Raw genomic sequence first — 23,930 nt, 5'->3', positions numbered from 1 at the left:
CAATCACGATGTCCGAACATACGTCATACTTTAGATGGATTGTCAGGGCAAAAAGTATGATTTTGGATAAAATAATCAGGAAAAAGAAGGAAAAATAGATCGTGTTCACGAAGGATACATGATTCATTCCGAATTCATCTCATGGGGGGATCATGATGAGATCCATAGTGAGCCTTCTTCCGAAGCTTGGCAAGCGCAGCTTAAGTCGGGTATTCACGGCGATGATTGTATCGAACCTGATCTTGCTTCTGATTCCGGTCTCCATGGGGCTGTTTCTGTACACCAAGGTAGAGGACGTGCTGGAAGGGAATGCGCGCCGACAGAATACCGCGATGCTGGAACAGCTCAGGCTATCCTTGGATAACAAGCTTAAGGAGATGGACATTCTGGCGAAGCAGCTTGCCTTTAATCCGAAGCTCGCCACGCTGCTCAGCTATAGTGGAACGCCTGAAGATGAAGCCTACAAGCAGGTAGAGTTCGTGCGTAACGATCTGAATCGCTATCAGAGCTTCGCCAGCGGCTTTGTGAAGGACTTCTATGTCTATCTGCAAGCAAATGATCTGATTCTAAAGCCTGGAGTGCGCACGGATACAGAAACCTTTTACAACAAGTACTATCAATATGAGAATGCCAGCTATCATGAGTGGCAAGAGGTGCTGGGAAGCTATCACAACTTGTCTTTCCAGCCATCGGCAGCACTTTGGCAGGACCCTGTTAATCTAGGAAATAAGGCTCGCGTCATCACCTTTTTGCAATCGCTTCCAATCTATGAGGTGACTGAGACTCGCGGATCGCTTGTGATTCTGATTGATGAAGCTAAGATACAGGAGATGTTCAAGCAGCTTGAGCTGGCCAATGACAGCACAATCTTCATCGTCGATCAAGCCGAGCGTATTATAGCTTCTACTGATCAGGATACCTCTTTGGGTGAAGGCCTCCTTCAGCGACTGACGAGAGCATCAGGCTTATTTCACGATCAATGGAATGGTACCGATAGCATTATCTCGTATACGTCGTCCAAACAGGCGGATTGGTATTATGTCTCCATCATGCCGAAAGATCTGTTTATGCAAAAAGTAGAGAGCATGAAGCATATTGCCTTATTGGTGCTCATTGTGGCCCTTGTATGTGGAGGAGCAGCCGCGTGCTGGATCGCTTATCGCCAGTACAGCCCTGTGAAGAGGATGGTAGCGGCCATTATTCAGGGACGGCCGAGTGCAAGAGTGAAGGCAGGCAATGAGTATGATTTCATTACAGCGTCCATTGAGGGAACATTGCTTGAGGAACGGCATCTGAGAAGCCGGCTAATGGAACAAGCGCCAGTCATTCAGACCAATTTCTTGTCGCGCTTGATCCGAGGGTATGTCGATTTGGAGCAGGAATCGATGGATGCACAGCTTGACTTTATGAATATCCAATTCATCTCAGACACCTTCGCGGTATTTATCGTCCAGATTGAAGATATCGCGGAATATGCGCAAGTCGAGTCAGAAGCAAAGTGGACGCAGGTTCGATTTATCATTTCGAATATCGCGCTGGATCTGATGAATGAGCGTCATGTCGGCTATGCCGTGGAGCTGGAGCGGGATCGAATCGCCTTTTTGCTTAATATGGAGACAGAACGAGCTGATCGACATGCTGAGGAGCTTCATGTGATGCAAGAGCAGCTGCTGCAGATCATGCAGGATCGCTTCAAGGTGTGCATGACGATTGCAGTCAGCGATATTCATGAGGGGACAGCCGAGATCGGTCATGCCTATCTAGAAGCGATGGCGGCATTCGACTACCGGATGTTCCGCGGACAGAATGCGATCATCCACTTTGGAGAACTGCAGGAGACAACGCCGCATTACTATTATCCGCTGGAGTTCGAAGTTCAGCTTGTTAACCATGTGAAAAGCGGCGACATCGACAATGTGGCTAAGCTTTTGGACAACATCTATGAGATGAACTTCAATACGGCGAAGATGACACTTGAGCTGGGTTTATGCTTGTTTTTCAACATCATCAGTACATTCCTCAAAATAACAAACACCACGAACAGCCAGCTGGAACCGCTGCTTGGTCCTAATGCCGATCCGATTAAAAATCTGTTCAACTGCAAGACGGTTGATGAGATGCATAAGGAAACCAAACGGCTGTATGCACAGTTAACCGCATCTTTTAGAACATCTCAGAGTGACCACAGCAAGCAGCTGCTCATGGATATCACCGAGATGATCGACCTTCATCTGCGGGATCAAAATCTTGGGCTTGTGATGATCGCAGATCACTTTGGCATGACGCCGCAATATGTATCGAGCTTCTTTAAAAAAGCAAGCGGCCAGAATCTTACCGACTATATTACTCGCGCACGCATTGAGCTTGCCAAGCAATCTATGATGTTGTCCGAATACACCAATGCTCAATTGGCCCACATGGTTGGGTACACCAATGACGTGGTGTTTATCCGGGCATTCAAGAAGCTGGAAGGGGTGACGCCCGGCAAATATAGAGTGAGCATCCAGCGTGCATCTCGTGAACAAAACAAGGAGGCAAGAGGATGAATACAAGTGCAAAAGTCATTTATGAAGAGGTGTGCCGTCCTGAACGATTCCATGTGAAAGAAGACATCAGATGGACCAAGGAGCAATGCAGACAGGCTATCGACTATGTGCTGGCGCAGCTAGATCGCAGCTTGGATCTGTTTGCCCATCAATTTCCTGCCCCGGCGAGTGTAAATCTTGTCTATCCGGCGATAGGCAATACAGAATGGACCTCTTCTTTTTGGACGGGCATGCTCTGGCTCGCCTATGAGGTGACAGGTGATGACAAATACCGTGCCAAGGCAGAGCTTCAGCTTGACAGCTTCAAGGAGAGGGTCGAACAGCGAATTGGTACAGAAACGCATGATCTGGGCTTCTTATACACCTTGTCTTGTGTGGCGGCTTATAAGCTGACAGGCAATGAGGAAGCCAAGCAGACAGCGCTTCTCGCTGCCGATATGCTGATGGAACGCTATTTTGAGCAGGCAGGCATTATTCAGGCTTGGGGCAATCTCAACAATCCGAGCCAGCGCGGCCGTATGATTATTGATTGCGCGATGAATCTGCCGCTGCTCTACTGGGCCTCCGAGACAACAGGGGATCCGCGCTACTATCAAGCGGCAGAATGCCATATTCAGCAGACAGCCAAATATATCATTCGCGAGGATGCATCCACCTATCATACCTTTTATATGGATACAGAGTCGGGTGAGCCACGATACGGGAAGACCTCGCAAGGCTACTCGGATGATTCCTGCTGGTCTCGCGGTCAGGCTTGGGCGATCTATGGGCTGCCGCTCAGCTATCGCTACACAGGGGACTCGTCGCTCATCAGGCTTGCGGAGAAGGTGGCCAATTACTATTTGAACCGACTGCCAGAAGACTATGTCTGCTACTGGGATCTGATCTTCACGGAAGGCGATGAGGAGCGAGACAGCTCTGCGGCTGCTATTGCTGCCTGCGGCATGCTTGAACTGGCGAAGCATCTACCGCTCGTAGAGGAGTCTCGCCGACGCTATGAGAATGCGGCGCTATTGACGCTGGAATCCTTGGCGGCCCATTATACGACGGTGACACGACCTGAATCAAACGGTATCCTGCTCCATGCTGTATACGGCAAGCCGCTTGGCAATGGCATTGATGAGTGCTGCATTTGGGGCGATTACTATTACTTTGAAGCTCTCGTTCGAACGTATCAGGACTGGAAGCCGTATTGGTAGAGCTTGAGGATACTTCTTTCAATTTGTACATGTACCAATAGAGGATGTTAACAGAGAATAGAAGAGGAAGGGGCACAAACACATGCAACCGATTACAGCTGTATTGATTGGCGCGGGCGCCCGCGGTGCGGGAGGTTATGCGCCATATGCGCTTGATTATCCGCATGAATTGACTTTCGTCGCTGTCGCGGAAGCGAATCCAGAACGGCGCGCCAAGTTTGCGAACGCTCATCATATTCCGCAGGAGCGCCAGTATGCCTCTTGGGAGGAACTGCTCCAAGAGCCTAAGCTTGCAGATGCGGCGTTTATTTGTACACAGGATCGGATGCACTATCATCCGACGATTACAGCATTGGAGAAAAAGTATCATGTGCTGCTGGAGAAGCCCATGTCCCCTGACCCAAGGGAATGCATTGAGATGGAGCTTGCAGCGAAGAAGCATGACCGTCAGCTGACGATCTGCCATGTGCTGCGCTATACGCCATTCTGGTCAGCCCTCAAGAAGCTCATTGCCGATGGCCGCATCGGTGAGGTTGTATCTATCCAATTGAATGAGAATGTAGGCTATTGGCATATCGCACACAGCTTCGTGCGCGGTAATTGGAACAACTCCGATACCTCAAGCCCCATGATTCTGGCCAAATCCTGTCATGACATGGATGTGCTCTCATGGCTGATGGATCAGCCTTGCGTTCGGGTCAGCTCCTATGGCTCGCTCATGCATTTTCACAAGGGCAATGCGCCAGAAGGAGCAACGGACTATTGTCTGGATGGCTGTCCTGTGGAAGCGGGCTGCGCTTATTCTGCGCCTCGCTTCTATTTTGGCGAAGGCAAGGGCTGGGCAAGGCACTTTACGGAGGAGCTGACGCGCGAGAATATCATCAAGGGCCTGAAGGAGACGGACTACGGCCGCTGCGTGTATAAGAGCAGCAACAATGTGGTCGATCATCAGGTCGTCAATATGGAGTTTCAAAATGGAGCGACCGCTATGTTCAGCATGAGCGGCTTCACAAGGCATCAGGAGCGGCGCATACAGATCATGGGAACGAAGGGCGAGCTTCGCGGCGAGAATGGGCGTATCATGCTCATGGACTTCTTGACTCATGAGAAGACGGAGATTGAGATCCCGCCGCAGACGACCGGCCATGGCGGCGGCGACAGCGGTATTGTGCGCAGCTTCCTAAGAGAGATAGCCCAATATGGAACCAGCGCAAGCCTGACTTCTGCCGAGGTATCCGTAAGAAGCCATCTTATGGCCTTTGCCGCTGAGGAATCAAGACTGAACAAGGGACAGTCTATCGAGCTAGCTGATTACTATGCCAAGCTGATTAAGGACCAAGTCCATGCTTAGATGAAGGTGAAGCGGGTGAATGACAGGCTTGTCCAAACTGGACTATGGAGAGGTGTTGTGAGGATGCGTTGGAAAAAAGCAGCATGTACCTGTATTAGTGTATCCATGGTGTTGACGTTGATGGGGAGCATCGTTCAGGCAGAAGGGGACGACATGAACGTGAACGGCTTGGAAACAAAGTCTAGCCGGACACAGGAGCGAACAATGGACCTATCAGGACTCAATCACTCGCCTGTAAGACCGATGACAGATGAAGCTCATCTAGAAGAGGATCTTGCGATGTTGTATAAGGATTTGGACACGATCCCGATCTTCTCAAGCACCGGAGGTATCGGGATACTAAACGATGCAGCCTTTGCGATTACAGCTCCCGAAGGAATGGCCGGCCTTGGTGCGTCACGGCATGGGAAGGGACGGATTGTGGTGGCAGGCAGCACGTCGTATATGAACCTCAAAGAGGGAGCAGACGCTGTTCAACGCCTTATCGCACGCAATGTACTGTTATGGCTGACGGATGAGGGGCATCATTCGCCAGGCCTTGGAACAACCTATACAGGGCGATATGAAGACGCTCTTGCCAGTCAGGGCCACAAAAAGATCCAAGTGATGACGACCATGGATTGGAATATTGATCCGAGCTTGCCAATTGAGCTGGTGAAGGTTAACCAATGGGAGAAGCAAAAGCTGAATCCGCAAAAGATTGCGATTGCACTCGTGGATGCCTGGGCAACCGAGGATGAAGTCGAGGCGCTGGAGCTTTATATGGCACGAGGAGGCAATATTGTGCTTGCACAGAACGGCCGCAGCCTAGAGACCATTACTCGCTCCACGCCGATCGAAGAGCGGGCTAGAATTGGCAACTGGAGAGGGGCGCGCATCAGTGAGCAGTTCCCTATTCAGAAGCTGCTGAACCGTGCTGGCCTTAGCCTGATGAACCGTGAGGTGCCCGTTCAAGCAGCTCCTCCTAAGTTGACTGCGGAAGCGGCTAAAAATAGCCGTATCGGCTACTGGCTGGAGCAGGGAAAGGCCATTGAAGACGGTACATTGACTGATGATGGTCTTGCTATAGGCCTGCCTGATGCAACTGCAGCCAAGAAGAGGCAGCTGCTAACCGATGTGCTCTTTGAGACGCTAGAAACCATAACGATTGAAACATCTTGGTACACATGGGCGGAGCAGGAAGCTAAGCGCTTGGGCGAGGTTTCTTTTCCAATTGACCGCAATGATTATCCTTACCGCAATGCCCTACTGAACTTCCAATTCAGCCATTTTACGCTAGCGCCTCATCAAGAGGCTTCTCCATATGCAGCAGACTATCCAGGGGCGGTGCAGCAGGATGCGGAGATTGTGATGGGCCGTACGGTGGAGGTGGAGCTGGACTTTCCATATGACATGAATTACTCGCTGCGACTCCCCAACAAGAACTGGGTCAGTACAGGGCTATATGCTCCTCCTGGCAAGACGATTACGTTAGAAGTGCCACAGGGCGCAGGGCATGTTTCCGTGCAAATTGGGTCTCAGGACGATGATTTGCGTGGAGCGAAGACATGGAGTCGAGTTCCTTTGCTGACTCATTTCAAGAAGCTGAACCAAGGAACCACTCAAGTAAGCAGTCCTTATGGTGGCATGATTTATCTCATCCCGATGAAGCCCGCTGCTGGATCGAAGGTCAACATTACCATCAGCGGCGCTGTGCAGGCACCTTATTATGAGCTCGGCAAGACGACGCAAGAACAGTGGGATGCGATGAGAGCAGATCCGATGACACCGATCGCTGAATTAAAAAGTGAGCGTGTTGTGCTTAATGTCCCATCCGAGTTTATTCGTGAGGTCACCAATCCTGAGGAACTGATGAAGACTTGGGATAAGATTGTGAATGACGCAGACCGCTTGTCAGGACAATCAATGAATGCACCACTGCCTCATATGGCTGATCGATATCCGCGCTACTATGTGGTGGACCGCCAGATCACCTCGGGGGCGCTTCATGCCATTTGGAGCTGGCAAGGATCTCGTGAACCTTGAATATGTCACCACAAAGGCATGGGGGTATTGGCATGAGCTTGGCCATGAATATCAGCAAAGCGCATGGACATGGGGCGATGTTGGGGAAGTGACAGTCAATATCTTCTCCCTCTATATACAGGAGCAATTCGGCAATCCATCTGAGCTGCTGAAGGAGAAGAATGGCAAGACCTACTATGAACGGGCGTTTGAGTTTCTGAATAGTGAAGACCCGGACAAACGCTACGGCAAGATCGATCATTATGATCGCTTGGTGCTGTTCAAACAGCTCCAGCTTGCCTATGGCTGGGAACTATATACGTCGATATTTACTGCATATCGTGAGTTGCCTAAGGAAGATCTGCCAAGGACCAATCAAGAGCAGATCGATGCGTTTGCCGTGATGGCGTCACGACTTGCCGGGGAGGACCTGACCTTATTTTTCACCAAGTGGGCGGTAGGTCTGTCTGACGCAGGCAAGGATCGTATTAGGGCTCTTCAGCTTCCACAGCCTGAAGTAGAGCCTTGGACCTTACAGGAAACCTAAATTGAAATGGTTGTTATAAATAGGATGCTCTCCTGTTCAATGCCTAGTTTAGGTTCTGCGACAGGGGAGCTTTTTATGCTTATTTTCTTATAGATGCAGAAAAGCCGTTTGTTATCGCACCTTCATTCCAGTTCGCTGCCAGCGAGTATTAAAGTCGATTAGGAGGAAGGTGCTTGGAGAGGAAGGATGATGAAGGATAAGAACTATAGGCCCCGAGCATTCTAAAGGATGAAGTTATGACAATCTTGATCCCTTGAAGGAGGCCATTATGAAGATCAAATCCGCAATTCTTGTACTTTCTGCTGCACTCATGATGTCATCGATGTTCGCTGGTTGTGGGAATAAGGATATGACTGCAAAAGGTGTGCGTACCAACAACGTAACCAATGATGGACGTTTGAATCGTCCTGGAAGCACCATGTATGGTACGGGTAATTATGGTACTTATAATGTCAATGATCGAGGCATTTATTCGATGCAGGATCGCGATCTAATGAACAATCGTTATCCGGTAGGGCGCTATGGATTCAATACCGACAACAGCATGGGAATGAACAATAATGGAATGAATCGCAATGGCATGAACAACTACAATGCGAACAGTACGGATCGCAATGGCATGATGACTGGCAATATGCAGCTTAGTCAGAAGATCGCTGATCGTATTTCCAAGATCAACGGCGTCGATACAGCAAATGTGATGATTACCGATAACAACGCTTATGTTGCGGTTTCAACAGAATCGAAAATGAATACGAAGATGAAATATGCAGGTCCGGACCGTACGTATTTGAACTCGTACAATACGAAGACGAAATCCGATAATCTGCCCGCAAACCTGAAGTCACAGATTGCGGATATCGTTAAAAAGGCGGACCCAAGCATTAAAAACTGCTATGTATCTGCTGATGCCAACTTTGTGGATCGCATGAACGAATATGCGGACCATGTACGTCAAGGTCGTCCTTTGCAAGGTCTGAATACAGAGTTTCAAGAGATGATTAACCGCTTATTCCCTACTAATGCTGCTAATCAAACAGCACCAATGAACAGATAATTTGTTACAGTTAACATTAGGCTAGATTACCTGAATTCTTTGCGCCGAGTTCGATACGGATGTCAAGACAGGTGCGCTAGCCTATTTTTCTGATGAATCGCACCAAGTGCATGCGCCTGTCATAGTATAACTTTGACTGTATCCCTTAACCTTGTTATATAACAAAAACTTGGGCAAGGAGGGGTGACACTTGAAGGGTAGCGATCATAAAAGCAAATTCCTGTTGACTAACCGTGAGCGTGAGGTTTTTGAACTATTGGTTCAAGACAAGACGACCCGCGACATCGCACAGCAACTCTTCATCAGTGAAAAAACTGTGCGCAATCATATCTCGAATGTGATGGGGTTTGAAAAAGCAGATCCATACAAAAATGCAGCTTGCTGCATGCAAAGTCAGCTCAGCTTTAAGCAAGTGATAAGGGACAAACTGTCTATTTTATAGCTAAAAGTCGCACAAGAGACAAGTTCACAATTATTTCAAGACCTAATTTTGTCTAAAATGTGACGAATGGAAGCGAGATTTATATGCCTTTTCAGTCATAAAATAACAAAATAATATTTTTCGTATTTCACTTCTAAGATTTGTCTGCTATAATCGCGGTAACCATAGCTGATATATATGGTCAATTGCACAATAGCTGTAGATGAGGGAGTCCCAATGCTAAAAGATGAACGTGGTTTCGCACTGCCTATGGTGTTGATATTCGCGACGGCTCTGACGCTATTAGGCATTACCTTACTAGGCGTGAGCCTTAATCAAGCAACCCGCACGATGCAGCAAGAGAAGCGAGAGCAAGCCTTCTATATCGCCAAATCAGGCGCAGATGCTGTAGCTTCACACATTATTGAACGTTTTAATCCAATCACCTTAGATTCGGCCTCCATTACCGACCTCAACGACAATTATCTCAAAGACATACCTTTTGGCGCTGGAAGCTTTAGCGCTACCTTAACCAAAGACTCAAGCACAGATGAAGTAAAGATTCTATCCGTCGGAGAAGTAGACGGTGTTCACAACCAGACCGCGCTCACGCTTGCCATGGATGCTCCTGCAGAGACGATGACTCATGCAATCCTTTCAGGAAATAATATCAATACAAATGCTTCGATTGTTATTAATAACGGTGGAAATGTTGCAGCCAAGAACAATATCAATGACATCCCTGCAATTCATTTCTCTGGAGGCGGCAAAAAAGAACCTTCTTCATCCGTAGAATTTCCGAGTCCATTGCCTTCGCCTGATGTCAGTGCATGGCCTGTGCTTGGATTCAGCAGCGGCATGACGATTAACAAATCGGGCCGGTATGATTCGATTGAAGTTGCGGGTTCCCAATCTTTCAATATTGTCGTTCCTGATCATCGTGAGATGCACATTGTCTTCAAGAATGTAGTTGGCGAGAAGGTTGGAGAATTGATTAAGGGAGAATTGGAAATCAAAGTCTCGGGACCAGGAAATGGCATAGTACATATATACATGGATGAGCTTGATCTAACTAACTTCTTAATCAAAAATTCCACTGAAAAGAAGATCATACTTCATGTGAAGTCATCACTTAATTTGCGAGGGAGCAGTACTCTGCAAGGGGTATTGATATTCGCCCCTAGTGTTAATTACTCTAAAGTAAAAGGCTCCTTAATAATCCAAAAAGGAGCAATGGTAATTGGAGATATTACAGAACTTACAGGAAGTATTACTATCAATTATGATCCTGATTTCGCCAATCTGATCAAAGCAACCAGAAGATATGTGCGACACCATTGGAGCGGGACGTAGGGAGGGATCGTGCTGAAACAGTTGCAATCAGAACGAGGATTCACCTTGCTTGAAGTGTTGGCTGCCTTTGTTCTACTGGCGTTGATGTCAGCCCTTGTCATTGGCATCTTTCTCAATGGGTACAAGTCCATTACGAAGATGGGAGATCGCAGTGAGAAGATGCATATTACGCGAAGTCTAGTAGAGCAGTCCAGCAGCGGTACGGCGGTTAACTTGAACTTGCCGAATGCTTCCGGCTCAGGCAGCATTACGATCTCAGGCGAAGAAGTTAATGCGCTTATCGATGGTACAGCTAGCAGCAATATTACGCTCTTTATTCCAACACCGCCAGCATGGACAAGCGGCACCTCTTATACCCTGCATGATAAAGTTCGTCACAACAATGTGAACTATATTTGCCTAGTGCCCCATGTAGCGGATAGCAGCAACAAGCCGCACAATACAAGCTCGTACTGGAAAGTAACGTCGTCCTAATAAGTTAATGCGCTTAAATATATAAGTAGAATGGATGAGGAGGAGAGATCATGAAACGGAAAAGACTTGATGAGCGGGGAGTAACGCTTATTGAGCTGCTGGCATCAATGAGCTTACTCATGATCTTTTTAGCCTTAGCCTTTATGGCCTACTCCTTCGGCATTCAATCTTTTCAACGGGCAGATGAGCAAAGCGAGCTTCAGGATCAAGTACGTCTAGCCTCGACGCTTGTTACAGACAAGCTTCGATATGCGGGAGAAATCAACTTGCTAGGTGCCTGCCCAACGACCCCGGTTGCAGGGTATGAATACATATGCACAAGTTCAACGAAAAATACGATTCAACATACTTATGAGCAAGGCGGCACCTTTCAGACCGTGCCATTATTGACATCACGACCTTCACGCACAATAACCTACCATTTAACCTTCAAAAAGAATGACAGTACTCGATTGACTTATATCATTGCAAGCGATCTAGACAATCAGAGCTTTGAAGTTGCCTCAGATCTAACATTGCTTAATATGCAGCTTCGAAGCAATCCTATCAAAGACGACAGCTCGACGACTTTTACAGCCATAGCATACAAGGCGGCACCTTGAATCACAGACGTTAACCATCATAAGCGGATATGGGTGATGAAATGATCAATAAATCTCGCAAACGAATTGGAGATTTGTTAGTAGAGCATGGACTCATTACAGAAGACCAACTGCAGCTTGCCCTGAAGGAGAAGAAGCCGAATCAACGACTTGGCGAGACGATTATGCAGCTTGGCTTCATTACCGAGCAGCGCTTGATCGAGGTTCTTGAATTCCAGTTGGGCATTCCTCATGTCAGCTTATTCAAATATCCGATAGACACGAAGCTGCTAAGCGTCATACCTAAAGAAATCGCTGAGCGCAACAAGTGTATTCCGCTGAAGAAGGAAGGCAACAAGCTGTATGTTGCGATGGCGGACCCGATGGACTTTTATGCGATTGATGACCTGCGCTTGTCCACAGGCTTCCAGATTGAGGTCTCGATCTCGACCAAAGAAGATATTCATAAAGCGATTAATAAGTATTACAGCCTTGTTGAGAACATGGAAGACCTGATTGGCGAGGATTTGAAAAAAGGAAAAGGCAAAGAAGAGGATACCGTTACAGATGAGGATTCGCCAATCGTCAAGCTCGTAAATCAGCTGATTCTTGCTGCTTACCAGCAAAGGGCGAGCGATATTCATATTGACCCTAGAGAAGGGGACGTTGTCGTTCGCTACCGAGTGGACGGCATCCTTAGAACGGAGCGCAAATTCCCTCGCAACATGCTCAGCATGCTTGTGGCGCGCATTAAGATCATTTCGAACCTGAACATTACAGAGTTTCGAATTCCGCAGGACGGACGCATCAAGATTATATTGGACGGCAACCCGATTGACCTGCGTGTCTCGACACTGCCTACCGTATATGGCGAGAAAGTCGTTATGCGGATATTGGACTTGGGCAGTTCGGCCATTGACTTAAAGCGGATGAACTTTCACCCCGTTAACTATGATCGATTCATCGACATGATCGAGAAGCCGACTGGCATTGTTCTTATTACGGGTCCTACCGGATCAGGGAAGTCATCGACGCTCTATTCCGCGCTCAATCAACTGAATTCGCCAGAGGTCAACATCATTACGGTTGAGGACCCTGTAGAGTATCGGCTTGAAGGCATTAATCAGGTGCAGGTGAACACGAGCACGGGCATGACGTTCGCCAAAGGGCTGCGGGCTATTCTGAGACAAGACCCCAATATTGTCATGGTGGGGGAAATACGAGATACAGAGACGGCCGAGATCGCAGTCCGGGCTTCACTAACAGGGCACTTGGTGCTGAGCACCATACATACCAATGACTCGATTAGTACGATAACGCGCTTGACGGATATGGGAATAGAGCCGTTTCTGGTGGCGGCGTCACTATCGGGCATCGTAGCGCAGCGTCTCGTTCGCCGCATATGTCAAGAGTGCAAGCAGATGGATGCGCCGACTGAGCGCGAGCGCGAGATCTTCGCGAAGCGCGGCATGACGCTTGAGGTGGTTGCGCGGGGCAAAGGCTGCGGAACCTGCAATATGACCGGCTATAAAGGCCGCATTGCGGTTCATGAAATATTGGTCATCGATGAGGAGATCCGCCGCATGATCATGGACAATCGTTCGATCGAGCAGATCAAGCAGGCGGCCATCGGCAAAGGCACCATCTTTTTGATCGATGATGGCCTTATGAAAGTCAAGGAAGGATACACGACGACGGAGGAAGTGCTGCGAGTCGCAATCGATGACTAGGAGGGGAAACGATGGAGCGTTTGGACCAGATCCTTCATATGGCATTTGAGCAGAAGGCATCGGACGTGCATCTGACCGTTGGTGTTCCTCCCATGATTCGGATTAATGGTGATCTGAAGCAGCATGGAGAAGAGCTGCTTACACCTGAGGATACGGTCAGGATGGCTAAAAGCATTATGACGAAGGAACAGTGGGAGACGCTGCTAGAGAAGCGGGAGCTGGACTTTTCCTTTGGCATCAAGGAGCTTACACGGTTCCGCGTCAATGTGTACCATCAGCGGTCCAATATCGGGATTGCCCTGCGCCTAATCCCAACCAGGATTCCGGAGCTTGATTCCCTTCATGTGCCGGAAACGCTGCAGCAGCTGTGCACGAAGGCGCAAGGGCTGATTCTCGTTACAGGGCCGACGGGTAGCGGAAAGTCAACGACATTGGCATCGCTTATCAATTATATGAACAAGAAGATGCGCAAGCATGTCATCACACTTGAAGACCCGATCGAGTATTTGCACCAGAATCACTTTTCAGTCATTAACCAGCGCGAGATTGGCCATGATTCCCTTAGCTTCGCGAACGGGCTGCGTGCTGCCTTGCGTCAGGACCCGGACGTTATTCTGGTCGGCGAGCTTCGGGATCTGGAGACCATTTCGATAGCCATTACAGCGGCAGAGACAGGACATCTTGTATTTGGAACGCTGCATACACCTAATGCACCGGCTACGATTGACCGGATACTGGACGTCTTTCCTGCGAATCAGCAGGGCCAAATTCGTATTCAGCTGGCATCAGTGCTGATTGCGATTCTCTCGCAGCGGCTGTTCCCAACCGCAGACAATCGCGCCAGACGAGTCGCGACCGAACTTCTCATCAATAATCACGCTGTCGCGAATCTCATCCGCAACGAGAAGGTGCATCAGATCTTCAACTTCATGCAGACAAGCAAGTCGCTCGGCATGCATACGCTTGAGATGTCCATGAATGAGCTGATCGACAAGAAGATCATTACACGCGAGGTAGCCGCACCATACTTTAGGGAGATGAGTTGATGGCTCAGTTTGAATATGTTGGTCGGGACCGGCTTGGCAAGGCGCGCAAGGGCAAGGTGACGGGAGCCACGCGCAAGGAAGTCGTCATTGCGCTTCGAGAAAAAGGAATTGCGGTCTCAGACATCGTCGAGATCGAGACAAGCTTTCTCAATCAGGACATTTCCATTGGCAGTCCGGTGAAGACACAGGACTTTGTCATATATCTCAGACAGTTCTCCACCCTTATTGAAGCTGGGGTCTCAGTAGCGGAGGCTACACGAATACTTGGCCAGCAGACCGCAAGCAAGGCGCTGAAGAAGGCGCTGCTTCAGGTGGAAGAGCAGATTCGCTCCGGCAAGCCTATCTCAGTGGCGGCTAGGGAGCACCCCAAGATCTTCCCGCCCATGTTCATAAACTTGGTGCAGGCAGGCGAGGCTTCAGGGGATTTGGATGAGACGCTGGATCGACTGGCGACTTACTTTGAGAAGCAGCATTACACAGTCCAAAAAGTAAAGTCAGCCCTAACGTATCCGATTGCGATTACGATCGTAGCGATTGGCGTCGTCATCTTCTTGTTAACCAACATCGTGCCGACGTTTGCCTCCATGTTCATGCAATTTGGAGCGGAGCTGCCGTGGATTACGAAGATGGTGCTTGCTATCAGTGATTGGATGCAAGCCTTCTGGTGGCTCATTATTTTGCTTCTCATAGGCAATGTAATAGGCATTATCGCAGTGAGGCGTAATCCTACGAGCAAATATTATCTGGATCATGCCATTCTGCGGGTCCCGATCTTCGGCAAGCTGGTTCAGAAGTCGATGATCGCAAGGATGACGCGTACGCTAAGCTCCTTGTTCAAGAGTTCGGTTCCGATTCTTGATGCGCTTAACATCGTCGAGAAGGTCGTCATGAATGAGGTCATGTCCCGCGTGCTGAAGGAATCGCGAGTTTCTCTGCAGGACGGCAAGACGCTGTCTGGTCCGATGAAGGAGCACTGGATCTTTCCTCCGCTTGTTACACAGATGATCGCGATCGGAGAGCAGTCAGGTTCGCTTGACTTTATGCTCGAGAAGATCGCGGACTTCTATGAGAAGGAAGTGGATTCCACTGCGGATGCGTTAAAAGGGTTGATTGAGCCGATTATGATCATTATGCTTGCGGGCATTGTGGGCCTTATCGTGCTCTCGATCATCGTGCCGATGTTCGATATCTTCAACCACGTGAAGTAGGTTATAGTGCATCACTATAATAAATTATTTAGATGTTCAAAGGGAGGAAACAAACAGATGGGACAATTGGTCATGAAGAAGGTCAAAAATGAAAAGGGTTTAACCCTGATCGAGCTGCTCGCCGTCGTGGTTATTCTCGGCATCATTGCAGCAATCGCGATTCCTGCGATTGGCGGAATTATTGAGAACAGCAAGAAGGATGCGCATGCTGCGAATGCAATGCAAATGATTAGTTCAGCTAAAATTGCTGTGGCTGGCGATGCTACTATTAGACCTAATCCAGGATCATCATCGACAGTTACGCTAGATTGGTTAATCACTAAGGGTTATATTGAAGTTATTCGTGACCCACACGGTGGTACTTACGATAGCACCGCTTCACAGGTTGTTATTACGGCAGGAGCCACAGGAGCTCTTACCTATCAGGTATTAATTACAAACGGAACAAACGGAATTATTACTTTAACTCCTGAGGCAAATGTGAAGAGGGACGCAGTAAGTTAATAGAGAGAAGTGAGTAATGGCGGTTCTCTTCTAGTATTAAACCCAATTTCACAGGAGGCTAAACCATGACCACGCTCTACTTCATCTATGCTGCAATAGCTGGCCTTGTGCTCGGCTCCTTCTACAATGTGGTAGGTTTACGTGTTCCGGTTGGAGAATCGATTATTCGGCCACGCTCGCATTGCACGACATGTCAACGGACATTAGGGGCAGGCGAGCTGGTCCCTTTTTTTTCTTACCTTGTGCAAAAAGGGACCTGCAAAGGCTGCGGTACATCTATCTCTATCCTGTATCCGCTTACGGAGATCGGGACAGCGGCTTTGTTCGTCGCGATGCCGATCCTGATCGGGTGGCAGCCTGAGGTCTTCGTCGTATGGACCTTAATCTCGCTGCTTATTCTCATTTGCATTACGGATCTCCGCTATATGCTTATTCCAGACAAGATCCTGCTTGTATTTGCGATCTTGTTTGTTGCGTTACGGCTGGTTATTCCCGCAGGACCTTGGTGGAACATGCCGCTTGGAGCGGTGGCGGGCTTCACCCTGCTGCTTCTCATCGCGCTTGTCAGCAAAAATGGCATGGGCGGCGGCGATATCAAGCTCTTTGGCGTGCTTGGTCTGGCATTAGGCTGGAAGTGCGTTCTGCTCGCTTTTTTATTTTCCGCGTGCTTTGGAACGATCATCGGTCTGCTCGGCATGCTGTTCGGCAAGGTAAAGCGGGGAGAGCCGATGCCGTTCGGTCCAGCGATTGCGCTCGGCACAATAGCCGCTTATTTATGGGGGGATAGGCTGCTGTCATGGTATTTTCAGTTACTGTAACGTTATGGGGGTGAGAAGATGAGAGCTGTTAAGGCAGGAGTACGGAATCGAATTCGCCAGGACCGAGGCAGCACAGGAGCCAAGTCAGCTGACCGCAAAATCCCTAAAAAGAAAATGGTCAGCCTTGTAATCAAGGATCATGTCATTCGGTACGTGGATGCCAAGAAACCAAGCCTCTACGGAGCGACCTCCTTCGGCGAGGTCTACCTTCCCTCCGGCATTGTGCAAGAGGGGCGAATCGCAGATCCAGAGCGGCTGAGGGCAATGCTTAAGGAACATGTTCAAAAATGGAAGCTCAGGGATCGGGAGGTCCAGTTTATCGTCCCTGATTCCGTCGTCATCGTGCGCAAGCTGGAAATACCATCGGATATTCCAGATGAGGAGATTAAGGGCTATCTGTACCTGGAGCTAGGCACAAGCATTCATCTTCCGTTCGAAGATCCGGTCTTTGATATCGATTATCTTGAACGGCACGAGGACAAGCATGAGATCTTGCTCTTTGCCGCGCCGGAGCAGGTCGTCAAGGAATACGCGCAGCTGCTCTCAAGCGTCGGGCTGAAGCCTGTGGCAGCAGACATCTCGGCCTTAGCCATCTATCGACTGTACTATAAGTCGAATGACAAGCTGGAGCTTGAACTTCAAGCAGAGGCTCCGCTTCTGTCGATCCAATTCGATCTTCAATCGGTCATGGTAAGCATTATTCACAAGCATAAGGTTATGCTGCTGCGGCAGTTCAAGATGAACCTGTCCATTGACAACTGGGAGAGCCAATTGAACAAGCGTGGTGTCTTAACTCCCGTATGGACAGGGGATGAGAGCTACCTTACGTATGAAATCAACGTCATGATTAGTGAGATTCAGCGGGTCATTGGCTTCTATCGTTCCGTGACTCATCATCATGAGGATGAGATCGATAAAATCATTTTAACCGGCGATTATCCGTATTTAGATGATCTTGCGCTTGCGATGCAAGAGAGCTTCGGCAAGCTGCCGTTTACGTTCTCGAAGGAGCTGTTCGAGACACAGGCGAAGGATTTGATTGAGCCGAAGTATTATCTCGCTTTAGGCCTCGCCCTCAAGGGGGGAGTGTAATGCTGAGTGAAATTAACCTGCTGCCGCAGCGGGAAGAACGAAGCTTCTTTTTCTTCGTGTCGGTCATCGTATTGGCGGCGGTTGTGCTGCTTGGCTCCGTCGGCTTATTCATTACCCATTATGTGCTGAGTCAAGAAGAGCAAAGAGTGCAGCAGGAGTCGAAGCAATTGGAGAAGCAGATTGAAGTGGTATCTGCGAAGCTGCTGCAGGGCGTCAGTGCATCGATTGTCGATCAGTATGCACAGATTGTGGAGTCCGTGGAGATGCTGCCGCTAAATACGGGCAGCATTATTGATCAGCTTTCGTCGCTGCTGCCTGCGAATGGCTTTTTCAAATCCTACGCTTATGTAGAACCAGGTGTGATTAATATTGCGGCCAAATTCGACAATTCGGCTGAGGCTGCGCAATATGTCCACCATTTAACTTATGCGGAGTGGGTTGTAACGGCGGAGATACGTTCACTCGTGAAGCAAAAGGGTGAGACGGCAGGCCCAGGTCAATATGAGGGACAATTCCTCATAGAAGTGGACCGGGAAGCATTCAAGCTGAGAGGAGCGGATGGCTCATGATGAATGCCAAGCAGCTGCGGCTCATTGCTCTGATCGCGGCCTCTATTGTAATCATAAGCGGATTGGCCCTGTACTATGTTTACGGCATACAGCCGATCAAGCAGACGATTGCTCAGGAAAAGGACAAGATCAAGCTGAATCAAAAGATGCTAGAGACCCTGCAAGCGCAAACGCAGCTCTCAAAGCAAAGTGAAGCGGACCTAGTAGAGCTGCAGAAGAAGGTGCCGGTTGAATCCTTCTCGGACCTGCTTATCATGGAGCTTCGCAAGCGAGAACAGGATACAAGCAGCGTTATTACGAACTACTCCTTTACATCTACGCTGTCCAATACCGAAGAATTGCTTCAGGCTGTGCCAATAGCAAAAGGAGATGCCAATACAGCAGGAGCAGGTGCTGGACGGGCAGCGGCGCCTGCTGCAGCCGAAGCGCCAACGGATGGGACGAAGGATGATGGAGCAGAGGGAGCTGCTTCAACAGCAGAGGCGGGAGAGCAGGCTCCAGCAGCTGTTCCGCTATCCCTGGACGTGTATAAGTTATCTGTCAATCTGGAAGTGGAGTCTCCAAGCTATGTGAAATTCAACAGCTTTCTGAAATCGGTGGAGGCGATGGAGCGGGTTGTGAAGGTGGATTCGATAACCTTTGATGACAGTAAAAATACGTATTCTTTATCGATAACGGTCTTCTACGCACCGCAATTCTATGGCATAGAAGAGCAGCTTCCTCCAGGAACGTTCCCTGCGCCAAGCGGGAAGAAGGTTCCCGTTCGATCGATCAATCCCGTGAATGTGCCAACAGAACCATAAGAGGGAGGGTGAATCTGCGATGTCACTTCGCATTTTAATCGTTGATGATACCAAGTTTTTGCGTCTCATGCTAACCGATATTTTAACCAAGTCCGGCTATGAGGTTGTAGGACAAGCAGAGAATGGACGAATCGGTGTAGATCTGTATCGTGAATTAAGGCCAGACCTCGTCATCATGGATATCACCATGCCTGAAATGGATGGTATTACAGCATTGAAGGAAATTCGCGGAATCAACCCTCATTCGGTTATTCTGATTTGCTCAGCCATGAGCCAGCGGGATTTGATCTCGAAGGCGTTGAAGGCAGGCGCGAATCAGTATGTGATGAAGCCGTTTGAGCCAGAGCGTGTCAATGAAGTGATCGAAGAGGTCATGCCATTGATTCGCAATGCGCAGGAGCTCACGAAGAAGGAGCAAGAGGAGAAAGAAGCGGCAATGGAGAGAGCTGCGCTTGAACAGCAGCAGGCCCTAGAGAAGCGGGAAGCATTGGAACGTGCAGCGCGAGAAGCAGAGCAAGCTGTGTCTGTGGCACAAGAAGATCCTTCTTATGTTAGCAGACCCGCATTACAGGAGCAGAAGACGGAGACGAAGCAAGAGAAGAATCAGAAGCAAGAGCAAGCGAGGGAGCAGAAGCAGGAGCTGGCACGTCCAACACCGTTTCATCTGCCTCTTGAGCCGCAGGGGAAGGCGTATTCTGCTGATTCATCTGATCAGCAGAATCCATTACATACTGAAGTGTCTGTACAGGCGCCGAGCGGAGAGGCAATGGCTTTATCCAATGACGAAGGCTCCAAGGAGGTAAAGCACACGGGATCAGGGGCATATTCAGATGCAGGGAGAGCGCTTACGGACAGCAATGAAGGTTCAGAAGCGATTGAGCGAGCAGAAAAAAGCCGTTCCGCGATATCGTCAACAAGGGAAGATGAGGAGTTCGGATCTTTATTGCAGCGTGACGCGAAGCAAGCTCAAGCCGAGGAGCGGGACGAGAAGCGTAATGTGGAGCTGCAAGCTAATGAGTATGCATTTGGCAAGGGGATATATGAGAGCGGTCAGCGAGGAGAGCTGACTGCGCAGGAGGAGACCCTTACCATGCGGGCAGAGGATTGGTCTCAACCGCTTACAACAGCCGAATTGGAGCAGCTGCTGGCTTCTGTAGAAGTCAAGGATGGCATGGAGCAGCCGCTTGCGATATCGACAGATCCGCTGGATCGTCAGCTTGAGAATGGGAGAGAAGAGGCTTCCTTTTATACAGGGGAAAATAAACGCAATTTATACGAAGCAGGAGAACCTGCCGATTATGATGAGCACCGCTATGGTCACGAGCAGTCGATGACGGAGTCCTTCATGTCCCGTCCAGATAGCAGGCCAGAGCAAGCAAAGGGAGGCTGGGGCGCACAGTGTGAACAGAGCAATGCGAATCCAGTGAATGCTGCAGCTCATACGCCAAGCTCTGCTTATGGAGAAGCAGAGAGGGATCTTGACCAGGGGAATGCTCGTGATCATTGGCGCTTGGATGATCAGAGGGGGCTTCGACCACAATCTGAGGACTTACAAGGGGCTGCAGCGGAGCCTCTTGCGGCCATCGCACAGTCTGCGGCAGCCGCAGCTAACGGTACAACGACATTTCATGCTTCAAATGTAAGGGACGAGGAAGCTTGGCGGGATCGGCAGGACAACCAGTACGCATCAGGGTTAGCGCAGAAGAGCCGTTTAGAGCAAGTAAAGAACGCACATGAAGCGGAGGAGATAACCATGACAGCGTCAGGACAGTCTATGTTGGAGCAAGAAGGAACGCTCGCCAGCCATCAGACACGGAGCGCTCAGGAGCATGAGCTTGATTTGAAGCGCAAAAAGATGAGAAATATTGAAAGCAGCATTATGTGCAAATGGAATGACCAGCTTGATAATGTAGATGTAAACTACTCCGTCATTTATAACGAATTTGATGGAACGATTCGCATCGACATGGTGACAGGTGACGACAAGAAGGAGAGCGTACAGTTGTCGATGGATGGCTTCTCCTTCTTGATTGGCTGGCTAGAGCTGAAAGGCGTCAAGATCGAGAAGTATATCTGATCGATGGAGGAACAAAGTTAAGGGGGATCAGCATGAAGCCGAAGAAATTCAAAAATCTAACTTTGTGTGACTCGTATCCGCATTCTCCGGTCACTTCCATCAAAAGTGCTAAGCATATTTATCGCAAGATCGTACAGGTGTACGACAGCCGCGAGGATGTGCATGAGTGCTATAAGTCAAATCATATGTACCAAGCGATTCAGCATATCGGCGAAGAGACCCTGCTTATCGTGGTTCATCTGGATAGCAAATGGTGGACGCCATGGAAAGGCTCAGTCACGGAGGATGTTTACTATTATAATGAAGAAAGCGGCTCGGCTTCCTCCATCTAAGATACAAGGCGGATAGAGGTTGAGCTAAGCTTTTTTGTAAAGCCACGAGCAGCTATTGCTGTATCAGATGGCGATTCATTGAAGCAGTCGCCTACTACAAGGGTGTTTCATGTGAGGCTGTGGGCGCAACTTCAAATCAGCAGATCATCATATGTAAACGAGGACCTTAACGACCACTTCATCGCAGTGGCCGCTAGGGTCTTTTTTTGCGTGTGCACATGAATCATAGACCAAGCTTCTCTTCGAATAGGTTGTAGTAACAACCAAGGAGGGATGCTGAGTGAAGAAGAATCAGAGCTTTACGATTCATTATCATCAGGGTATGAAAGACCCCAAAGTGCTGTTGGATTCGTTAGCAAGAACAATCGTGAAGCGAGCGGTGCATGAGGCGAAGGCAGTAAGGGGAGTAAGGAACAGCAAAGTGAGCAAGTAAGATCAAAGTAAGAGCAAATAAGAGAAGCACAGTCTGCGGCAGTCCTATATGCTTCAACGAGGGAGGCGTATGCGTATGAAACAAGCGGAGCAGCTTATCGATGCAGCAGTATACGTCCGAGTCAGCACAACGAAGGAGAGTCAGCGCGACAGCCCTGAGCATCAGCTTGGCATTTGCCGCGAGAAAGCAAGGCTGCTTGGCTTCAGGCAGCCGGATGAACTGGTGTTCGAGGATCGGGATACAGGAACGAGCATCGTCGATCGTCTTGCCATCAAGCAGCTGATGGCGCATGCGAAGGAGGGGGACTTTAAGGCAGTTATCTTTGCTTCACTGTCACGATTTTCTCGGGATATGATGGACTCCTTGATGCTCAAGCGAATGCTGGTGGATTCGCTGTCGATTCGCTTAATATCGATTGACGAGAACTTTGACTCGTATCTCGACAATGATGAGTTTAAGTTTCAGATCTTCGCTGCAGTGAATCAAAAGCAAAGCGAGTTGATCAGCTTAAGCTCCAGAAGAGGGCTTCGTCAATCAGGGCTCAAAGGCAATTTTACAGGCAGCATTGCGCCTTATGGATACCGGAAGACTGAGATTAACGGGCGCAAATCGCTTGATCCCGATCCCATGCAGCAGCAGATTGTACGTGAGATCTTTGACCTCTACACCGAGCACCAGTACGGGGAAAAGGCGATTGTAAAGCATTTGAATGAGCAGGGCATTCCTTCTCCGAAGCGCGGGTGCTGGGGAGTGACAACCATACAGCGCATCCTGCAGAATGCGGTCTATACGGGGGAAAACTGGTTTAGCAAATATGAAATTGTGAAGGTTCATCAGTTAGAAGATCTTCATCATCGCAAAAAGAAATTGGTGCAGCGAGAACGAACACTATGGGAGCAATCGCTGCAGGAAGTCACCCATCCGCCGATCATTGATGTGAAAGTATTCGAGAAGGCGCAGCAGCTGCGGCTTGAACGGGGAGGCGGCAAACGGGGCGGCGTCCGCCATAAGGTCAATGTCTTTGCAGGGCTGATAACATGCAAGGAGTGCAGCTCAGCGATGGTGAGTGTGAAGTCGCGCGGCAGCAACAGCGGCAGAAGCGAGTATCGATATTTGGTTTGCTCCAAGCGCAGACGACAAGGCAGAGCAGGCTGCAGCAATGCATATTGGCTGCCTTATGAGCCGTTCTGTCAGGAGATCCGCAAGCAGCTCGCGGCCATGATGCAGCAGCTTATAAGCGCTGAAGAGCTGCTCGAACGGCAGCGGGATTGCTTCGACAGCACATCGAGCGAGATGCTGGAACAGGAGCAGCTGCAGCTTAAGATCAGCCGCTACCGCGAGGCGCTGTATAGGCTTAAGAAATCGCTTCTCGATTGTGAACTCGATCCCAAGCAGTATGAGTATGAGCGGGAGCGATTCGAACAGGAGCTTAAGCGCTGTGAGCAGCAGTGGGAGCAGCTTGAATCTGCTGAGGGCAAGGATTGGCAGCAATCAGCAATCGAGGAGCATGCGCGCGAACGATTGGAGCAGCTGCTGAGTCAAGCAGTCCTGTCAGATGCTTCTGTAGATGAAGAGGCCCGATTCATCAAGCATTGGATTGAACGCATCGAAGTGAATGAAGATGGACAGATCAAGGTGTATCTGACCTATCGCTCAGGTGAAGCTTGGCAGAATGCCTAACAGAATACATCACGAATGTGATGCAGAAATTAAACGTGAAGGGTCGGTCGCAAGCGGTAGTCGAGCTGATAAAGCTTGGGGAGTTAAAGATCTGACAATACCTAT

19 protein-coding genes and 3 pseudogenes are annotated in these 23,930 nt (G+C 49.2%); all 22 read left to right on the top strand.

The features are described from left to right. Positions 1-152 precede the first annotated feature (152 nt). Positions 153-2,546, top strand: coding sequence for a helix-turn-helix domain-containing protein (locus B9Y93_RS20290; protein WP_240967909.1), 2,394 nt, complete (start codon positions 153-155; stop codon positions 2,544-2,546). Further along, entirely contained in the window at positions 2,543-3,745 is a 1,203-nt protein-coding gene (locus B9Y93_RS20285) for a glycoside hydrolase family 88 protein (RefSeq protein WP_085497631.1), read from the top strand. Before B9Y93_RS20290 ends, B9Y93_RS20285 begins: the two co-directional genes overlap by 4 nt. An 82-nt stretch (positions 3,746-3,827) precedes the next feature. Next, complete coding sequence (locus B9Y93_RS20280; protein ID WP_085497629.1) at positions 3,828-5,096, top strand: Gfo/Idh/MocA family protein; 1,269 nt, start codon at positions 3,828-3,830, stop codon at positions 5,094-5,096. Next, positions 5,097-7,647, top strand: a pseudogene (locus B9Y93_RS20275) (M60 family metallopeptidase). A gap of 268 nt (positions 7,648-7,915) precedes the next feature. After that, positions 7,916-8,704, top strand: a complete 789-nt coding sequence (locus B9Y93_RS20270) for a YhcN/YlaJ family sporulation lipoprotein (RefSeq protein WP_085497627.1) — start codon at positions 7,916-7,918, stop codon at positions 8,702-8,704. A gap of 190 nt (positions 8,705-8,894) precedes the next feature. After that, the gene (locus B9Y93_RS25100) at positions 8,895-9,146 is read left to right on the top strand and encodes a helix-turn-helix domain-containing protein (protein WP_280522904.1); all 252 of its coding nucleotides are present in this window, start codon (positions 8,895-8,897) and stop codon (positions 9,144-9,146) included. Between the two features lie 216 nt (positions 9,147-9,362). Further along, on the top strand, positions 9,363-10,478 hold the full coding sequence (locus tag B9Y93_RS20260) for a hypothetical protein (protein WP_085497624.1): 1,116 nt from the start codon (positions 9,363-9,365) through the stop codon (positions 10,476-10,478). A 9-nt stretch (positions 10,479-10,487) separates the two neighbouring features. Further along, entirely contained in the window at positions 10,488-10,952 is a 465-nt protein-coding gene (locus B9Y93_RS20255; protein ID WP_176228993.1) for a carbohydrate-binding protein, read from the top strand. 50 nt (positions 10,953-11,002) lie between these two features. Then, positions 11,003-11,554 carry a PulJ/GspJ family protein gene (locus B9Y93_RS20250; RefSeq protein WP_085497618.1) on the top strand — a complete coding sequence of 184 codons (552 nt, stop codon included), beginning with the start codon at positions 11,003-11,005 and terminating at the stop codon, positions 11,552-11,554. 41 nt (positions 11,555-11,595) lie between these two features. Then, complete coding sequence (locus B9Y93_RS20245) at positions 11,596-13,263, top strand: GspE/PulE family protein (protein WP_176228992.1); 1,668 nt, start codon at positions 11,596-11,598, stop codon at positions 13,261-13,263. An 11-nt stretch (positions 13,264-13,274) separates the two neighbouring features. Beyond that, on the top strand, positions 13,275-14,309 hold the full coding sequence (locus tag B9Y93_RS20240; RefSeq protein ID WP_085497616.1) for a type IV pilus twitching motility protein PilT: 1,035 nt from the start codon (positions 13,275-13,277) through the stop codon (positions 14,307-14,309). After that, positions 14,309-15,517: a type II secretion system F family protein gene (locus B9Y93_RS20235; protein WP_085497614.1), complete on the top strand. Its 1,209-nt coding sequence runs from the start codon at positions 14,309-14,311 to the stop codon at positions 15,515-15,517. Before B9Y93_RS20240 ends, B9Y93_RS20235 begins: the two co-directional genes overlap by 1 nt. A 57-nt stretch (positions 15,518-15,574) precedes the next feature. Beyond that, the gene (locus B9Y93_RS20230; protein ID WP_244903509.1) at positions 15,575-16,021 is read left to right on the top strand and encodes a prepilin-type N-terminal cleavage/methylation domain-containing protein; all 447 of its coding nucleotides are present in this window, start codon (positions 15,575-15,577) and stop codon (positions 16,019-16,021) included. A 65-nt stretch (positions 16,022-16,086) separates the two neighbouring features. Then, positions 16,087-16,839: a prepilin peptidase gene (locus B9Y93_RS20225; RefSeq protein ID WP_085497612.1), complete on the top strand. Its 753-nt coding sequence runs from the start codon at positions 16,087-16,089 to the stop codon at positions 16,837-16,839. A gap of 18 nt (positions 16,840-16,857) precedes the next feature. Beyond that, entirely contained in the window at positions 16,858-17,931 is a 1,074-nt protein-coding gene (gene pilM / locus B9Y93_RS20220) for a type IV pilus biogenesis protein PilM (protein ID WP_085497609.1), read from the top strand. Beyond that, on the top strand, positions 17,931-18,500 hold the full coding sequence (locus B9Y93_RS20215) for a PilN domain-containing protein (protein WP_085497608.1): 570 nt from the start codon (positions 17,931-17,933) through the stop codon (positions 18,498-18,500). The genes pilM and B9Y93_RS20215 overlap by 1 nt, the downstream gene beginning before the upstream one ends. Beyond that, positions 18,497-19,303 (top strand): hypothetical protein, encoded by an 807-nt coding sequence (locus B9Y93_RS20210; protein WP_085497605.1) that lies wholly within the window; start codon positions 18,497-18,499, stop codon positions 19,301-19,303. Before B9Y93_RS20215 ends, B9Y93_RS20210 begins: the two co-directional genes overlap by 4 nt. Positions 19,304-19,322: 19 nt before the next feature. Beyond that, positions 19,323-19,679, top strand: a pseudogene (locus tag B9Y93_RS24970) (response regulator); the annotation flags it as partial. Positions 19,680-21,412: 1,733 nt separating this feature from the next. After that, positions 21,413-21,712, top strand: coding sequence for a hypothetical protein (locus B9Y93_RS20200; RefSeq protein WP_085497602.1), 300 nt, complete (start codon positions 21,413-21,415; stop codon positions 21,710-21,712). A gap of 280 nt (positions 21,713-21,992) precedes the next feature. Next, a complete protein-coding gene (locus B9Y93_RS24700) occupies positions 21,993-22,145 on the top strand; it encodes a hypothetical protein (RefSeq protein WP_176228991.1) in 153 nt (50 codons plus the stop codon). A gap of 75 nt (positions 22,146-22,220) precedes the next feature. After that, positions 22,221-23,825 carry a recombinase family protein gene (locus B9Y93_RS20195; RefSeq protein ID WP_085497601.1) on the top strand — a complete coding sequence of 535 codons (1,605 nt, stop codon included), beginning with the start codon at positions 22,221-22,223 and terminating at the stop codon, positions 23,823-23,825. Between the two features lie 5 nt (positions 23,826-23,830). After that, a pseudogene (locus tag B9Y93_RS25275) lies at positions 23,831-23,920 on the top strand (helix-turn-helix domain-containing protein); the annotation flags it as partial. Positions 23,921-23,930: the final 10 nt, after the last annotated feature.

Origin of the sequence: Paenibacillus aquistagni (assembly GCF_900177815.1) — a bacterium.
Taxonomy (GTDB): domain Bacteria; phylum Bacillota; class Bacilli; order Paenibacillales; family Paenibacillaceae; genus Paenibacillus_B; species Paenibacillus_B aquistagni.
This window is presented reverse-complemented; position numbering and strand designations above follow the sequence as displayed.

Coding starts and splice junctions, on each gene's coding strand:
- B9Y93_RS20245 (WP_176228992.1), top strand. CDS start 11,596: ATGATCAATAAATCTCGCAAACGAATTGGAGATTTGTTAGTAGAGCAT.
- B9Y93_RS20235 (WP_085497614.1), top strand. CDS start 14,309: ATGGCTCAGTTTGAATATGTTGGTCGGGACCGGCTTGGCAAGGCGCGC.
- B9Y93_RS20195 (WP_085497601.1), top strand. CDS start 22,221: ATGAAACAAGCGGAGCAGCTTATCGATGCAGCAGTATACGTCCGAGTC.
- B9Y93_RS20240 (WP_085497616.1), top strand. CDS start 13,275: ATGGAGCGTTTGGACCAGATCCTTCATATGGCATTTGAGCAGAAGGCA.
- B9Y93_RS20200 (WP_085497602.1), top strand. CDS start 21,413: ATGAAGCCGAAGAAATTCAAAAATCTAACTTTGTGTGACTCGTATCCG.
- B9Y93_RS20230 (WP_244903509.1), top strand. CDS start 15,575: ATGGGACAATTGGTCATGAAGAAGGTCAAAAATGAAAAGGGTTTAACC.
- pilM (WP_085497609.1), top strand. CDS start 16,858: ATGAGAGCTGTTAAGGCAGGAGTACGGAATCGAATTCGCCAGGACCGA.
- B9Y93_RS20285 (WP_085497631.1), top strand. CDS start 2,543: ATGAATACAAGTGCAAAAGTCATTTATGAAGAGGTGTGCCGTCCTGAA.
- B9Y93_RS20260 (WP_085497624.1), top strand. CDS start 9,363: ATGCTAAAAGATGAACGTGGTTTCGCACTGCCTATGGTGTTGATATTC.
- B9Y93_RS20280 (WP_085497629.1), top strand. CDS start 3,828: ATGCAACCGATTACAGCTGTATTGATTGGCGCGGGCGCCCGCGGTGCG.
- B9Y93_RS20270 (WP_085497627.1), top strand. CDS start 7,916: ATGAAGATCAAATCCGCAATTCTTGTACTTTCTGCTGCACTCATGATG.
- B9Y93_RS20250 (WP_085497618.1), top strand. CDS start 11,003: ATGAAACGGAAAAGACTTGATGAGCGGGGAGTAACGCTTATTGAGCTG.
- B9Y93_RS20215 (WP_085497608.1), top strand. CDS start 17,931: ATGCTGAGTGAAATTAACCTGCTGCCGCAGCGGGAAGAACGAAGCTTC.
- B9Y93_RS20225 (WP_085497612.1), top strand. CDS start 16,087: ATGACCACGCTCTACTTCATCTATGCTGCAATAGCTGGCCTTGTGCTC.
- B9Y93_RS20210 (WP_085497605.1), top strand. CDS start 18,497: ATGATGAATGCCAAGCAGCTGCGGCTCATTGCTCTGATCGCGGCCTCT.
- B9Y93_RS20290 (WP_240967909.1), top strand. CDS start 153: ATGATGAGATCCATAGTGAGCCTTCTTCCGAAGCTTGGCAAGCGCAGC.